11 protein-coding genes are annotated in these 14,800 nt (G+C 35.7%); 6 read left to right on the plus strand and 5 right to left on the minus strand.

Annotation, left to right across the window (positions count from 1 at the left end):
• Positions 1–3 precede the first annotated feature (3 nt).
• The 3 genes from ACFSAH_RS10220 (at position 4) to ACFSAH_RS10230 (ending at position 3,745) form a co-directional block, all read left to right on the plus strand.
• A complete protein-coding gene (locus tag ACFSAH_RS10220) occupies positions 4–402 on the plus strand; it encodes a GtrA family protein (RefSeq protein ID WP_379662631.1) in 399 nt (132 codons plus the stop codon).
• Positions 392–1,939, plus strand: coding sequence for an ArnT family glycosyltransferase (locus tag ACFSAH_RS10225; RefSeq protein WP_379662632.1), 1,548 nt, complete (start codon positions 392–394; stop codon positions 1,937–1,939). The genes ACFSAH_RS10220 and ACFSAH_RS10225 overlap by 11 nt, the downstream gene beginning before the upstream one ends.
• A gap of 309 nt (positions 1,940–2,248) precedes the next feature.
• Entirely contained in the window at positions 2,249–3,745 is a 1,497-nt protein-coding gene (locus ACFSAH_RS10230; RefSeq protein ID WP_379662633.1) for a sensor histidine kinase, read from the plus strand.
• On the opposite strand, the gene holA is transcribed toward ACFSAH_RS10230, so the two are convergent.
• The gene (gene holA / locus ACFSAH_RS10235; RefSeq protein WP_379662634.1) at positions 3,735–4,739 is read right to left on the minus strand and encodes a DNA polymerase III subunit delta; all 1,005 of its coding nucleotides are present in this window, start codon (positions 4,737–4,739) and stop codon (positions 3,735–3,737) included. The two genes, ACFSAH_RS10230 and holA, sit on opposite strands and share 11 nt — an antisense overlap.
• Positions 4,740–4,809: 70 nt before the next feature.
• Here holA and ACFSAH_RS10240 point away from each other — a divergent pair, with 70 nt between their 5' ends.
• Positions 4,810–5,262: a type I restriction enzyme HsdR N-terminal domain-containing protein gene (locus tag ACFSAH_RS10240; RefSeq protein WP_379662635.1), complete on the plus strand. Its 453-nt coding sequence runs from the start codon at positions 4,810–4,812 to the stop codon at positions 5,260–5,262.
• Between the two features lie 101 nt (positions 5,263–5,363).
• Positions 5,364–5,813, plus strand: coding sequence for a hypothetical protein (locus tag ACFSAH_RS10245; protein ID WP_379662636.1), 450 nt, complete (start codon positions 5,364–5,366; stop codon positions 5,811–5,813).
• A 117-nt stretch (positions 5,814–5,930) separates the two neighbouring features.
• Here ACFSAH_RS10245 and ACFSAH_RS10250 read toward each other — a convergent pair whose 3' ends face one another.
• On the minus strand, positions 5,931–8,576 hold the full coding sequence (locus ACFSAH_RS10250) for a valine--tRNA ligase (RefSeq protein WP_379662637.1): 2,646 nt from the start codon (positions 8,574–8,576) through the stop codon (positions 5,931–5,933).
• A 231-nt stretch (positions 8,577–8,807) separates the two neighbouring features.
• Between ACFSAH_RS10250 and ACFSAH_RS10255 the strand changes: the two genes are divergently transcribed.
• Positions 8,808–10,853 carry a M13 family metallopeptidase gene (locus ACFSAH_RS10255; RefSeq protein ID WP_379662638.1) on the plus strand — a complete coding sequence of 682 codons (2,046 nt, stop codon included), beginning with the start codon at positions 8,808–8,810 and terminating at the stop codon, positions 10,851–10,853.
• A gap of 118 nt (positions 10,854–10,971) precedes the next feature.
• Here the strand turns inward: ACFSAH_RS10255 and ACFSAH_RS10260 are convergent, their stop codons facing one another.
• The 3 genes from ACFSAH_RS10260 to ACFSAH_RS10270 all read right to left on the minus strand — a co-directional run bounded on the left by ACFSAH_RS10260 (position 10,972) and on the right by ACFSAH_RS10270 (position 14,797).
• Positions 10,972–11,442, minus strand: coding sequence for a DUF4920 domain-containing protein (locus tag ACFSAH_RS10260; protein WP_379662639.1), 471 nt, complete (start codon positions 11,440–11,442; stop codon positions 10,972–10,974).
• 291 nt (positions 11,443–11,733) lie between these two features.
• Complete coding sequence (locus ACFSAH_RS10265) at positions 11,734–13,140, minus strand: alkaline phosphatase (RefSeq protein ID WP_379662640.1); 1,407 nt, start codon at positions 13,138–13,140, stop codon at positions 11,734–11,736.
• Between the two features lie 79 nt (positions 13,141–13,219).
• Positions 13,220–14,797 carry a beta-N-acetylhexosaminidase gene (locus ACFSAH_RS10270; RefSeq protein ID WP_379662641.1) on the minus strand — a complete coding sequence of 526 codons (1,578 nt, stop codon included), beginning with the start codon at positions 14,795–14,797 and terminating at the stop codon, positions 13,220–13,222.
• Positions 14,798–14,800: the final 3 nt, after the last annotated feature.

The following is a 14,800-nucleotide window of genomic DNA, read 5'->3' on the forward strand; positions in this document are numbered from 1 at the left end:
CTTATGCCTGCATTATTGGAGATTATCTTCAAGTTTGGTATCGTTGGACTTATTGGTCTAATTCTTGATTTTTCCGTCACCTGGTTTTGCAAAGAAAAATTACGTTTCAATAAGTTTTTAGCTAATGGATTAGGTTTTTGTATTGCTGTAATTAACAACTATCTGCTTAATCGTATTTGGACATTTACCAGTAATAATCCCAAGATCACCAACCAATTTCTTCTATTTCTCATGGTAAGCCTTACAGGTTTATTATTGAACACCTTTATAATCTATCTTCTTCACAATAAAATACGTCTTAACTTCTACTTAAGCAAAGTGATTGCTATTGCCTTTGTATTTATATGGAACTTTACCTTAAACTCATTGTTTACATTTAATTGCACCACCTGTGGAATATAGGATTAAGTTACGTTGGTTAATTCTATTTGCAACACTTATACGATGTGTATGTGCCTTATTGGTTGAATTAGGCAATGATGAAGTTTATTATTACACCTATGCTCTTCAATTAGATTGGAATCATTTTGATCACCCTCCTATTGTTGGCATTGTTATCCGCTTCTTTACCCTTAACCTACATTGGATAAATACCTTTTCTATGCGGTTTGGAGCTATAATAATAGCAGCTATTAACACCTGGCTAATTGCCCGTACCGGCACTTTACTACGCAATCAACGGACAGGTTTTATTGCCGCCATTATCTATAATGTATCCATCTATACCAGCATTATTGCAGGGCTGTTTATTCTTCCAGATTCTCCAGCCGTATTTTTCTGGCTAGCCAGCTTATACTGTATGTTAAAGATTATTCTGAATAAAGAAAAAAAAATCAGTAGGACTCTAATATGGCTTGGCTTTTTTATTGGTTTAGCAATCATGAGTAAAGTTCATGGCGTTTTTCTTTGGCTAGGCTTTGTTATTTATATTTTGCTTTACCAAAAAAATTTGCTTTTCAGAAAACAACTCTACATTTCTATATTTTTAACCATAATTATTATACTACCCATTTTTTTATGGAATTTAAAATATGATTTCATTACCTGGAAGTTTCATGGAGATAGGGTAAATATAAAAGACAATTATATACATTTCAATAGTTTATTCACGGCAATAGCAGGTCAGTTATTTTACAATAATCCCCTATTAATTGTTTTATACACTATTGCGTTATTAGCCTTGCGCAAGGCTAATAACATAATACCGGCGAATACTGTTCGATTGTTACTTTGCTGTGCTATCCCTATTATTTTGGCTACAACATTAATAGCTCTGTTCAGACCTATATTACCACATTGGAGCGGTCCGGGTTTTATACCATTTATGCTTTTAACTGCTACATGGATTGATTGGCATTTACACCAAACCAGAACCTCTATAAGTAAGCCCTTATTAAACTCTGCTTTGTATTTCACCTTAGTAATTCTTTTTTCGGGAGTGTTACTTATACGTTTATATCCTGGTAACCTTTCTGGAGCTAACGAAAAAAAGGAACTGGGAAAAGGCGATTTTTCTTTGGATATGACAGGATGGGAAAAACTGGGCATTGATTTTTCAAAATTTAGAGAACAGGATGTCATTAAAGACAAAATGAATCCCGATGCTGTTATTTTAATCAATAAATGGTTTCCAGGTGGTCATTTATATTTTTATGTTGCTCGGCCCCTAAACATCCCTACTATTGGCGTAGGAAATCTGAGTGATTTACATAAGTTTGTTTGGTTAAATGTCATTGAAGGGAATATTAAAAGTGGTGGAGATGCCTACTTCATTGTTCCTTCTAATAATTTTGATGATCCAAAAGCATTATACCATAATCTATTTCATTCCATTGAACTAGCTACTATACTTCATCAAAAACGAGGTAATAAAACCATAAGACATTGGTACATATATCGATTAAAAAATGCGAAGGCTCCCCTTGGATCCCTCTATTAATACATACTGATCATTTGCTTCTCCTCCTCTATAAACTTGTCAATAAGTTCTTAAACAGATAAAATTTGTCATATTTAAATATTCATCTCTAATAATCATTCAGAGTAAACTGAATTTATTTTAAGGCTATAAGTATTACATCATCTACTTCATTAAAAAAACACTTACTTATGTAACAATAATGTTAATATTTTTACCCCAGAGGTCCTAAATCATCTCAAAAGACAGGTGATACAAATACAGATATTACAACATTTTTCATTATACGAATAAAATGTTAACTTGTAGAATACAATCAACAATCTGTAAATGGATAAAACCTCTACTTTTTCACAAATTCCAGAACCTTTACTTACAGAACTTCCCGGCGCTATATTTAAATGCTGCGTAGAGAACGGAAGAGTAAGTATTCCTTTTGCCAGCCCAGGAATTTGGGATCTATTTGAGCTTAAACTAGAAGATGTGCAGAAAGATGCGCAAACTTTATTTACAAGAATAGACCCTAATGACATCAGAAGGATCAAAAGAATAGCCAGAAGCACTTTTAAGAACTCTCATAAGTGGGAAATTGACTATCAGGTACATTTACCTATTAAAGGTTCCAGATGGATAAGGACTACTGCCAAAACTCAGTTTTTTGACAATAACAATTATATATGTTACGGATATACCACTGATGTTACAGAACGAAAAAAAACGGCCAGAGCACTTTTACAAAAAGAAGAACGTCTTCATTTTGCACTCGAAAGTTCTGAAGAAGGCATCTGGGACTATAATTTCCCTAAAAAGTCACTTTTTTTATCCAGCAGATTTTTGGAAAGATTCGGATTAGCACATGAAACCAGTGAAAATCTGGACTTTTGGCTAAACTTTATCCACCCGGAAGATATTAAGATGTTTAAAATAGACTTCCTAAAATATCTTCGGGGAAAAAACAGAATTTTCACCACTGAGGCCCGCGTTAAATGCTTTGACGGTTCTTATAAATGGGTACTTTACAAAGGAAAAATTATTGCCTGGGACAGAAACAACCAACCGGTAAGGATGGTAGGTACACATGCCGATATTACGCTCCGAAAAATACGCGAGTTAGAATTAGAAGAGCATATGAGAATGGTAAAAAACCAAAATAGCCGTCTCTCTAACTTTGCCTATATTGTATCTCATAATCTGAGAACCCATACAAGTAATCTGGAAATATTACTTCAGTTTATTGAAAATGCAGAATCTCCAGAAGAAAGAGACATCGAGTTTGGTTACCTTAAAAGCATTTCAAGGCAATTGAGCGAAACCATCATGCATCTTAACGAGGTGCTTTCCATACAAAACAAGAAAAATCTGGAACTTAAAAACCATAATTTATATGGCTACATCAAAAAAGTAGAAGATATGCTCAACAGGGAAATCAAGTACAAAAATGTCTTGTTAATTAATAATGTACATAAGGAACTGTTTATTGATTATAACTCAGCATACCTGGAAAGTGTATTATATAACCTGCTTTCTAATTCGATCAAATATGCTGCCCCATCCAGACAACCTATTATCAATATAGACTGTTACCGAAAAGACAAATACAGAATACTTAAAATTTCGGATAATGGACAGGGAATGAATATTGAAAAAATTGGTTCTGATTTATTTGGAATGTATAAAACATTTCATGGCAACAAAGACGCCAAAGGTATTGGACTTTTTATCACCAAAAACCAGGTAGAAGCTATGGGAGGCAAAATTGAAGTAGAAAGCGTAATAAATGCAGGAACTACGTTTTATGTTTACATTAAATCAAACTTTAGTGGATAATTTTCCAGACCATTTCGCGCATTAAATCACCATGCTCGGTATTACCGGTAGAATCAACCCCTTTAGATTTTAAATCATATTCTCTGAGTACACTAATTACCTGAAATACTTTCTGCCATGAATAATTTCTAGCTGCCGCTTCGTAATCTTTAACAAAATAAGGATTTACACCCAGCTCTCTGGCTGCCTGACTTTTATCTTGTAAATAATGATATTTTAATATTTTGGAGAAATAGGTATATAAATTCCCCATTACCAGCACAATAGGATTGGCTTTAGGGTTAGCTTCAAAGTAATTGATAATTTGATTAGCCTTCAGTACATCTCTCCGCGCTAAAGCATTCTGCAGCTCAAATACGTTAAACTCCTTACTAATACCTATGTTTTCTTGTATCTCTTTGGTACCTATCTCCTGCCCCTGCGCAATATTCAACATTAGTTTTTCCAGCTCATTGGCAACCTTACTTAAATCATTCCCCAAATATTCGGCAAGCAATAAAGAGGCCTTAGGATTTATATGATAGTTTTTTGTTCTTACAAAATCTTCAATCCATGCAGGAACTTTATTCTCATAAATTGCAGCAGATTCAAACACCACCCCATTCTTTTCCATCAACTTATATGCTTTCTTCCTTTTATCGTATTTACCATATTTATGGCAAATAACCAGAATGGTACTTTGCAAAGGTTTTTCGCAATAAGCCTGAAACTGATCTGCTATTTTATCAAATTTTAAATCCTGCGCTTCCTTAACCAAAATAAGCTGATAATCGCTCATCATAGGAAAACGCTTGGCTGCATTCAATACATTTACCGCATCGGTATCTTTACCGTAAAAAATAGTCTGGTTAAATCCTTTTTCGGCTTCGGACAATACTGAGCTTTCCAATGCATCAGCAATTAAATCAATATAATAACTTTCTTCTCCGTGTAAAAGGTAAATAGGTCTGAACTTTCTGTTCTTTATATCTTTAATAATCTCTGCAGCTGTCATTATGGCGAAATTAAAGATAATTAGTAAAATTAAGTTGGATTGTTAAAAATTAGCGCTTTATTTTGTCGATATGTTTAACCCGAAGCCTTTAAACCTTCCGCCTTATCCTTTTAAGCTGACACAGAAAGCTCAACAGCTTTTTATTTTTGATGAAATAAGAAAAAAAAATCTGGTACTTACGCCAGAAGAATGGGTAAGACAACATTTTGTACAATACCTGATGTTACACAAAAAATACCCGAAATCGCTCATCAAGCTTGAAGGTGGTCTTCATTTAAACCGACTACAAAAAAGAACGGACATTGTAATTTACGATATTCATGGAAAGCCCTTTATATTGGTCGAATGTAAAGCTAGTCATATAAAGATAGACCAAAAAGTGTTTGATCAGGTCGCAAGATATAATTTTATCCACCAGGTTAAATATCTTATCACTACCAATGGACTAGAACATTTCTATTGCGAAATGGACTATTTAAACGACAGCTATGTCTTCTTAGCTGACATTCCTGATTACAAATAAGTCAGCCCTACAAGAAAAAAGCATCCATAAAGAAAAAAAATTACACAATTACGAAACCCTAGGCAATAATCCCTCGTATAAGGAATTAAACCCTATGGAAAATGAATCAAAAATCAGTTACTATTGAGAGAGAAAACGGATTATTGACTAGATTTCTTGTCTTTAGCACTGCGGCGCAATTGCTGTACATTGGTTTTGTTTTAAAAAGTAGCAATCTTTTTGAAAACAAAGGCACACTTATTGCGTTTGCTGTATTAATACCGTGTTCTTTGATATGCATATTGCTCTGCCGTAAAAAAACTTGCTTCTTACATATCAGTGATAATCATATATGTGTATCGCAAAAAAGAAGCAATCAGGATAATATTAGGTTACCATTAGATAATATAGCCTATTTTGAAACCCGGTTTAATGAAGTTATCATCTATGATACTAATCTCCATCCGCACATTATCAGGCTGGATTTTATCAGGTCAGAGAAAAAACGGTGGGAAGTTAAAGAACTTTTAAGGCAATATCTTCCGCAAAATACATTACAAAAAATATCATAATTGGTTTAGGTTTATAGTTTAATTGGAGTGCTTTTGTTAGTTACAAGCACTCCTTTTATTTTTTGTAGCAAATACAAACAGAGCCTTAAGTAAGCCCTGTTTGCACTATTCATTTGTTTATAAGCTTTTAAAAGTTTCCTCTAAAATCTTAATTTTAGCTTCAGCATCAGCTTGTTTGTTCCTCTCGTTCTCTACAATATCAGCTTTTGCATTCTGCACAAATCTTTCATTGCTCAACTTGGCGTTTACCGCTTTCAGGAAGCCCTGCAAGTAAGCAATTTCTTTTTCTATTTTTTCTTTTTCAGCAGCTACATCTACATTACCTTCTAATGGAATATAAAACTCATCTCTACCTGCCAAAAACGATGCTGATCCAGAAAGTTTTTCATCTACTTGTGTAAATTCGCTGATATTACCAAGTTTAAACAAAACGTTCTTATAATTATCAAAATTAATTTCTGAACCTTTTTTAACAAACAGTTTCAAAGCTTCTTTCGGAGATATTTGTTTTGTATTTCTTACATTTCTAATCTCTGAAATTACCTGCTTTACTATTTCTACATCTTTTAACAAAGCTTCGTTATAATTGCCTGCCGCTTCCATTTGCGCTACAATACAACAGTCAGAAGCCGCTCTGTTTCCAAATATATCATCATGCCATAGCTCCTCAGTAATAAATGGCATAAACGGATGCAATAATTTTAATATCCTTTCAAAAAAGCCTATGGTTGCTTTATAAGTTTCGGCATCTATGGGTTGTTGGTATGCAGGTTTTACCATTTCAAGATACCAGGCACAGAAATCATCCCACACCAATTTATAAGAATCCATCAAAGCTTCATTCAATCTGTACTGATCAAAATTAGCTTCTATCTGAGCTAGTGCTTCATTAAATCGGGCATCAAACCAAGCTATTGCCTTTGTATTTGTATTAGCTAAAGTTGCATCTACCTCCCAACCTTTCACCAATCTGAAAGCATTCCATATCTTATTTCCAAAATTCCTTCCCTGCTCACAAGACCCCTCATCAAACATGATATCGTTTCCAGCCGGCGAACTCAACAACATTCCCACACGCACACCATCTGCACTGTATTTATCTATCAAATCTAAAGGATCTGGCGAATTCCCTAAAGATTTAGACATTTTACGTCCTATCTTATCCCTTACAATTCCAGTCAGGTAAACATTTTTAAACGGGATTTCTCCGGTAAACTCATGTCCTGCCATAATCATTCTTGCCACCCAGAAAAACAAAATTTCAGGAGCTGTTACCAAATCATTGGTAGGGTAATAATATTGAAAGTCTGCATTCCCTTTAGCATTCGGATTTCCCATAACGGATGGATCAAATACCGACATAGGCCACAACCACGATGAAAACCAGGTATCTACCACATCTTCATCCTGAATAAGATCTGCCTCAGTTAAACTATCATAACCAGGTTTTCCCTTAGCTTTAAATGCCTGTAACGCTTCTTCGGCAGTTTTAGCAACCTCTACGTCTCCATTGGGCGCATACCATGCCGGGATTTGCTGTCCCCACCATAATTGTCTGGATATACACCAATCTTTCACGTTTTCCATCCAGTGACGGTAAGTATTGATAAATTTATCAGGTATCAATTTAACGTCGCCGTTAAGCACATATTCCAATGCCGGTTTTGCCATTTCTTCCATTTTGCAAAACCACTGCAAAGAAAGCTTAGGTTCTATAACCGCATCCGTTCTTTCAGAAAAACCTACCTGCGATTTATAATCGTCTATCTTTTCTAAAGCTCCTGCCTCTTCCAGCAGCACTGCTATTTTCTTTCTTGCAGCAAAACGATCCTCTCCTACCAGTATCTGAGCCTTTTCATTTAAAGTACCATCATCGTTCAGAATATCTATAACCTCTAAATGGTGTTTTACCCCTAATTCATAATCATTCAAATCATGAGCTGGCGTTACTTTTAAGCATCCTGTCCCAAATTCTGTTTCCACATATTCATCCGGAATAACAGTAATTGCTTTATTAATTAAAGGAATTAAAACCTGTTTACCATGGAGGTGCTGATATCTCTCGTCTGCAGGGTTTACGCAAACCGCAGCGTCTGCCATTATGGTTTCCGGTCTGGTTGTAGCAATCGTTACAAAACCATCTCCTTCTACCAATTTATATTTTATGTAGTAAAGCTTTTGGTTTACCTCTTTACGGATAACTTCTTCATCAGAAACTGCAGTCAATCCTTTCGGATCCCAGTTTACCATACGTATACCCCTATAAATCAAACCCCTTTTATGCAAGTGGATAAAAGTATCTATAACCGCTTCTGATAAAGCCGGATCCATTGTAAATGCCGTACGATCCCAATCACAGGAAGCTCCCAGTTTTTTTAGCTGGTCAAGAATAATACCTCCATATTTCTCTTTCCACTCATAAGCGTATTTAAGAAAATCCGGTCTGGTTAAATCTTTTTTGCTAATGCCTTTTTCTTTAAGCATAGCCACCACCTTAGCTTCTGTTGCAATGGAAGCATGGTCAGTTCCAGGTACCCAACAAGCATTTTTACCCTTCATACGAGCGCGACGGACCAGTACATCCTGAATAGTATTATTCAACATGTGCCCCATGTGTAATACTCCGGTAACATTTGGCGGAGGAATTACGATTGTATAGGGTTCTCGATCATCTGGTTCAGATTTAAAGAATTTGTTCTCTAACCAATAGGAATACCATTTTTCTTCGGTTTCTCTCGGATTGTATGTCTTCGCAATGCTCATATATGATGTACTCAATCTTAACAATTTGCAAAAATACGGTTTCAGTTTAAAATAAACAGCTGTTTATGAGATGATTTTAACATTTTTAAAAACCCGTGATATTAAACACATTAAACCCTGCTCCATATTCATTTAAAAAACTATTAACTAAAAAGTAACAAGCTTGTTATTAAATAATGATTTCACCGGTTTTAACCTTAATTTAGAGTTCCAAAACTAGCTACAACATTAATGAAACTGAAAACAAAACTACTATTGACATTAGGTGTTGGCGTAAGCATTAGTGCTTTTGCCACCGGCCCAAATACGGACAAAACACCTCGTAAATTTCTGGACAGAGCAGATATGGATTTATCTGTAAAACCCGGAGATGACTTTTACACCTATGCCGGAGGGATTTGGGTAAAGAACAATCCTGTCCCTGCCAAAGAAACTACATGGGGTTCTTTTAATGTACTACAGGAATTCAACATCAATGCTATAAAAGAAATACTGGAAAAGTCTGCAAATCAGAAAAATGTAAAAGAAGGATCTATTGAAAAAAGGGTGGGCGATTTCTATGCCGCCGGAATGGACACTCTAACTATTGAAAAACTGGGGGTATCTCCTGTTCTTCCCTACTTAAAACAAATTGATGAGATTAAAGATAAAGCAGGCATTGTAAATGCTTTTGCATCTTTGAGAACACAGGGAATCGCGTCGCCTCTGTTTGGTTTCTATGTTGATCAGGACAGTAAAAATCCAGAAGAAATGATAGCTCAGCTTGTACAGGGCGGCACTTCTTTACCCGATCGCGATTATTACCTTAAAGATGATAGCAGAAGTGTACAATTAAGAGATGCCTACCATAACTATGTAGTGAAGCTTTTCGGCTTGCTGGGAGTAAAAAAAGAAACGGCAGAATCTTATTTTAAAACCATACTAAATATAGAAACTGAATTGGCTAAAGCACAACTGAGCCGTGTGCAACTTAGAGACCCGCAGAAAACATACAATAAACTTTCTATTAAGGAATTAAGCAAAGATGCTCCCACATTAAACTTCAGCACATTATTACCCAAAATGCTGATTAAAAACCAGGAACATGTATTGGTAGACAATCCAGACTTTTTCATAGAAGCCAACAATCTGGTAAACAATAAGTCTTTGAGTGATTGGAAAATTTACCTGAAGTGGAATCTGCTTAAAAACTCAGCCCCCTATTTAAGCAGTGCTTTTGTAAAGGCTAATTTTGATTTTACAAAAGCAACTACCGGACAAAAAATTCCTACACCAAGATGGCAGAAGATATCTTTTAAAACCGACCAAAACATTGGGGAGTTACTAGGGCAATTATATGTTTCAGAATACTTTAAACCAGAAGCAAAAGCCCGTATGGATGAGATGATCAATAATCTATCCAAAGCATTTGAAATACGTATCAACAACCTGGACTGGATGTCTGATGTTACTAAACAAAAAGCGCTGGAAAAACTTAGAGCCTTTATCCCTAAAATTGGCTATCCTTCTAAATGGGAAAATTACAATGGACTAATCATAAACAGGAAAACTTACTTTCAAAATCTGATTAATGCGGATAAATGGGCTTATGCAGATATGGTAAACAGGTTAGGTAAACCTGTAGATCGCACAAGATGGGAAATGACCCCTCCAACGGTTAATGCCTATTACAATCCGGTAATGAATGAGATTGTTTTCCCGGCAGGTATTCTGCAATTCCCTTTCTTTGACCCCAATGCTGATGATGCTGTAAATTATGGTGGTATAGGAGCGGTAATTGGTCATGAAATGTCTCACGGATTTGATGATATGGGCAGCCAGTACGATGCCAAAGGTGCTTTAAATGACTGGTGGACGAAAGAAGACCGTGAAAAGTTTGAAGAACGTACAAAAAAACTAGTAGAGCAATTTAATAATTACAAGGTATTGGATACCATAGCCGTTAATGGCGAGTTAACATTGGGGGAAAACATAGGTGATTTGGGTGGTTTAAATGCTGCATACACTGCTTTCAAAATGACTAAAGAAGGTCAAAGCTATGAGAAGATTGACGGCTTTACTCCTGACCAGCGGTTCTTCTTATCATGGGCACAAGTTTGGAGAGGTAATATTTTACCGGAAACAGCCGCCCGTTATATTCTGATTGATCCACATTCTCCGGGAGAATACAGAACTATTGGCCCTTTGGTTAATATGGACGAATGGTATAGAGCTTTTGATATTAAACCTGGTGATAAGTTATACAGAACTCCTGAAGACAGGGTTAAAATTTGGTAACACAAACCTTGATTACCTCTTTTGAGTATGCATTTTTTACTTAAAAGAGGTAATCTAAAGCCCCTCCTCCTTAACTCCCCTGTTCCCTGCTTTATAAGCTATGAGACATAGTTAGTGATTATTTTACCACTACACCACTGGCTAAAATATTTATTGCTCTTTTAGGTTCAGTAATTTTATTGATTTCTTCAGCACTCTTACCTGCATCCTCAGCATAATGTTTTAATCTTTCAACCGATGTTACTTTAACACTGGCTTCACCATCCATAACAATAGTTTTTCCAACTATGTCTTGGGGCATAAAAAAACCATAATCCTTAAATTTAACCATTATAGGTTCAGCATCAGCTTGCTTTACTTTTATAAAACATCCTTTTTTCTTGCAAACCTCAACAACTTTACCTTCAATTTTCCCTTTAAAAGGTGTGTCACTTGCAGCCAATACCTTAGATAATTTACCTAAATCAATGGCATTATCCGCAGTAATTACTTCCCCATAAGTTTGTCCGACTTGGGCAGAAGGAATATTATTTTGAGCATTTACTGCTAACGCACAAAATATAAAAATTGTAAAAATTAACTTTCTCATGTCTATCAATTATAAATCAATCGTTTCGCACAAAATTATGGGAATATTCTATTCTTTGCGACAGATTGATTGCAATAAGTTTTTTTGACACATTTTTAACTAAAAGAGTTTACTGAAGCATGAATTTTCAATAATTTATCTATGCATTACCCTTTTAAAACAAAGAAACTATTTTGTAAACCTATTGATAATGCCTTTTATAGGACATTCTCGCAAATTCACAAAATAGTCTCTCACTTAAATATACTACACTTGCTTAATAGCCGGAATTTCCTCGTAGACCAGAAGAAATTAAACCATCACTCCTGTAGCTTCCAGCATCAGGTTATGCAGTTCTATGTTTTTAACAAAAGGTTTCAACAATTCACTTCCAGGTCCAAACATAGCCAGTTCTACATAATCTGCGGTATGTTGTATTCCGCCCCAACCTACAGAAGTGTATTCCGACTGTATTTGCGCATACTGCTTATAAGGTAGTTTATACGGATTGTACAATCCTTCTTCATCAAGTTTTTCATAATGCTTAAGAATAGCTTTGGCATCTTCCTCCTTAATAGCATATCCCTGTGCAAACTCTATGCGCTCTATTAACTGCGAAGCACTTGTACTTTTGCCTATGCCATTTAATACCCAATTATTAGAGTATTTAAACTTTTGCAGGCGATCAAAATTCTTATCAGCTTTACTACCATAATACAAACCCGGATTGGAGTTTCCATGGTCTGTAGTTACCACTACCAAAGTATCTCTGTTTTTCTCTGCAAACTCTATAGCAACAGCTATAGCTTCGTCAAAAGCAATCTGGTCGTACAAAGCAGCCGGTGTATCGTTAGCATGGGCAGCCCAATCAACCTTTCCTCCCTCTACCTGTAATACAAAACCATTTTTATTTTGCGAAAGTGTAGCAATAGCCTGTTTAGTCATCTCCGCAAGTGTAGGTACTTTTTCAGCCAATTCCTTTTCCGAAGCTCTGTCTATAGCGTAAGGCAAAGCATCTTCATAAAAAATTCCCAAAACAGGTTGCTTTACTCCAGTATGCGCAAGTAATGATTGACGATCTTTGCACACAGCATATCCTTTTTTAGTATAATCTGCAAATACATCCTGCTTGTCTTTTCTTAATTTAGCATCAAAGTTCTCTAAACCGCCTCCCATCACCACATCTATCCCCAGTTCCAAATATTTCTTAGCAATCCCCGCCTCGTCACTTCTTTTTTTACTGTTCACGCAAAAACCCGCCGGCGTTGCATGTGTAGCCATTACAGAAGTAACCACTCCCGCAGATTTTCCAGCCTTTTTAAACTTTTGCCAAATAGGCATGTTTTCCGATCCGTCTGCATTTACATTTAAAGACCCGTTAGGCACTCGTACCCCGCCACCCCACGAAGAACTCGCTGCAGCAGAATCTGTCACCAAAGAATTTGCCGAAGCAGTTTCCATTAATGCCCGGGTTACTTTACCTTGTTGCTGATAAAGAGAAAGCCAATTACTTGTTTTTCCGTTCTTACGCTCCAATAGCATGCTCGCGAGGTTTAAGGTACCAAGGCTCATACCATCACTAACCAGAAATATAATATTCTTTGCCGTTTTTCCCAGCTTTTGCTTAGGGGCAAGTCCAGCAATAGTATCGTAAGGTGAAATTAAAGCGCCACCCAAAAAAGCTAAGGCACCGCCTTTAAAAAGATCTCTTCTTTTCATGCTGATAAAGGTATTATTTATAATGTTAGTTTATTGTTAATATAAGATTACAATTAAGAACACTTATGATTAGTAGTATTTAAAGCTCTGGTAAAACATAGTTTTTCATCCTCCAGTATTTCACCAGATATTGGATATGCTCCTCAAACCTTTTAAAATTTTTATTCTTCGGGTTGGTCCAACCAGATTCTGCATAAGCAGCTATTCTTGGAAAAGTTTGGTAAGACACCTCTTTAAAAGTAGGAGTCCACTCGCCCCACATTTGCGCACCTAAACCTATTACTAACTTTTGTTGTTCTGCATTTAACCCTTCTGGAATAGGATTAAATCCGTACGCTTTCTTCAGATCTATTTGTTTATATGTATAATCTAAATAAGTGTACCTATGGTCAGAATTGATAATCTCATAGCCCTTGTCTATTCCAAACAACAAATCTTTAGCGTCTCCTTTCCAAAACTGAACAATTGCTTTTTTAGACAATGCTGTATTGGCATTTTCTTCATTAGCCCACTCATGAACATTCTTGCCTAATACTTCGTTCCAACCTATAATTCTTTTCCCTAAAGAGTCTTCTACAAATTTGGATACCTCATTAGTAAAGTAAACATGCAGGTCGTAATAGTTTTTAATCCCATGCTTACTCATATATTGTTGTATTGATGAAGAATTCTTCCATTGATCAAACTTTACCTCATCACCTCCGATATGGATATATTGAGAAGGGAATAACTCAGACACTTCTTTTAAAACCTGATGAATAAATTGGTAAACACGTTGGTCCGAAACATCTAAAACTGCACTTTCTACTCCAAAACGTGTAGGTACTTTAATCTGCTGCTTGGTTGTTCCTAAAAAGGGATAACTAGCTATTGCTGCAGAAGTATGCCCAGGCATACTAATTTCGGGTATAATGGTAATCTGACGTTCAGCAGCATAGTTAATAATTTCTTTGATATCGTTCTGGGTATAAAAACCACTATGAGCCTTGTGATCAGAAATTTCACTCTTCCATTTTTTCCCATTATCATTTATTTGGCTACTATCTCTTTTCGCTCCTATCTGAGTTAATAAAGGATATGCTTTAATTTCTATCCTCCAACCCGCATCATTGGTTAAATGCCAATGAAATCTATTCATTTTCAATAAAGCCATTTCATCCAATAGCTTCTTAACTGTTTCCTTTCCCTGAAAATATCGGGCATCATCCAGCATAAAAGATCTCCATTTAAAAGCTGGTGCATCTTTAATTGTTAACCATGGAATTTCTGAAGACTTAAGTAATAACTGCCTCAAACTTTGAATACCATAGAAAACACCAGTTTCAGTAGCAGCTTTAACAGCTATTTTCCCTTTAGAAACAGAAAGCTCATAACCTTCCGGATTACCAGACATTGTAGAGGTCTGTAGCAAATCTATCTGGATTCCTTTCTTTCCATTCTGCTCAGAAATCCCGCTATCCTTGAGTATTTTTTTCAAATAAACTTTCTGCTCAGAATTGCCAGTTATAAAAACTCCTTTTTGTAAATCTGTTTTTCCTGTTTTTAGCTCCACATCATTTGGATAAGGAATTATAGCAATTTCATTTTGTGCAAAAACGACATTACTAATCAACAAAAACAAAAAAATTGATATTACTGCTTTAAAATGTTCTTTCATAAA

Origin of the sequence: Pseudopedobacter beijingensis (genome assembly GCF_042678145.1) — a bacterium.
Taxonomy (GTDB): Bacteria; Bacteroidota; Bacteroidia; order Sphingobacteriales; family Sphingobacteriaceae; genus Pseudopedobacter; species Pseudopedobacter beijingensis.

What these genes read in the sequence shown, in the direction of transcription:
- ACFSAH_RS10220 (WP_379662631.1), top strand. Translation starts at nt 4, where the DNA reads ATGCCTGCATTATTGGAGATTATCTTCAAGTTTGGTATCGTTGGACTT.
- ACFSAH_RS10230 (WP_379662633.1), top strand. Translation starts at nt 2,249, where the DNA reads ATGGATAAAACCTCTACTTTTTCACAAATTCCAGAACCTTTACTTACA.
- holA (WP_379662634.1), bottom strand. Translation starts at nt 4,739, where the DNA reads ATGACAGCTGCAGAGATTATTAAAGATATAAAGAACAGAAAGTTCAGA.
- ACFSAH_RS10240 (WP_379662635.1), top strand. Translation starts at nt 4,810, where the DNA reads ATGTTTAACCCGAAGCCTTTAAACCTTCCGCCTTATCCTTTTAAGCTG.
- ACFSAH_RS10245 (WP_379662636.1), top strand. Translation starts at nt 5,364, where the DNA reads ATGAATCAAAAATCAGTTACTATTGAGAGAGAAAACGGATTATTGACT.
- ACFSAH_RS10250 (WP_379662637.1), bottom strand. Translation starts at nt 8,576, where the DNA reads ATGAGCATTGCGAAGACATACAATCCGAGAGAAACCGAAGAAAAATGG.
- ACFSAH_RS10255 (WP_379662638.1), top strand. Translation starts at nt 8,808, where the DNA reads ATGAAACTGAAAACAAAACTACTATTGACATTAGGTGTTGGCGTAAGC.
- ACFSAH_RS10260 (WP_379662639.1), bottom strand. Translation starts at nt 11,442, where the DNA reads ATGAGAAAGTTAATTTTTACAATTTTTATATTTTGTGCGTTAGCAGTA.
- ACFSAH_RS10265 (WP_379662640.1), bottom strand. Translation starts at nt 13,140, where the DNA reads ATGAAAAGAAGAGATCTTTTTAAAGGCGGTGCCTTAGCTTTTTTGGGT.
- ACFSAH_RS10270 (WP_379662641.1), bottom strand. Translation starts at nt 14,797, where the DNA reads ATGAAAGAACATTTTAAAGCAGTAATATCAATTTTTTTGTTTTTGTTG.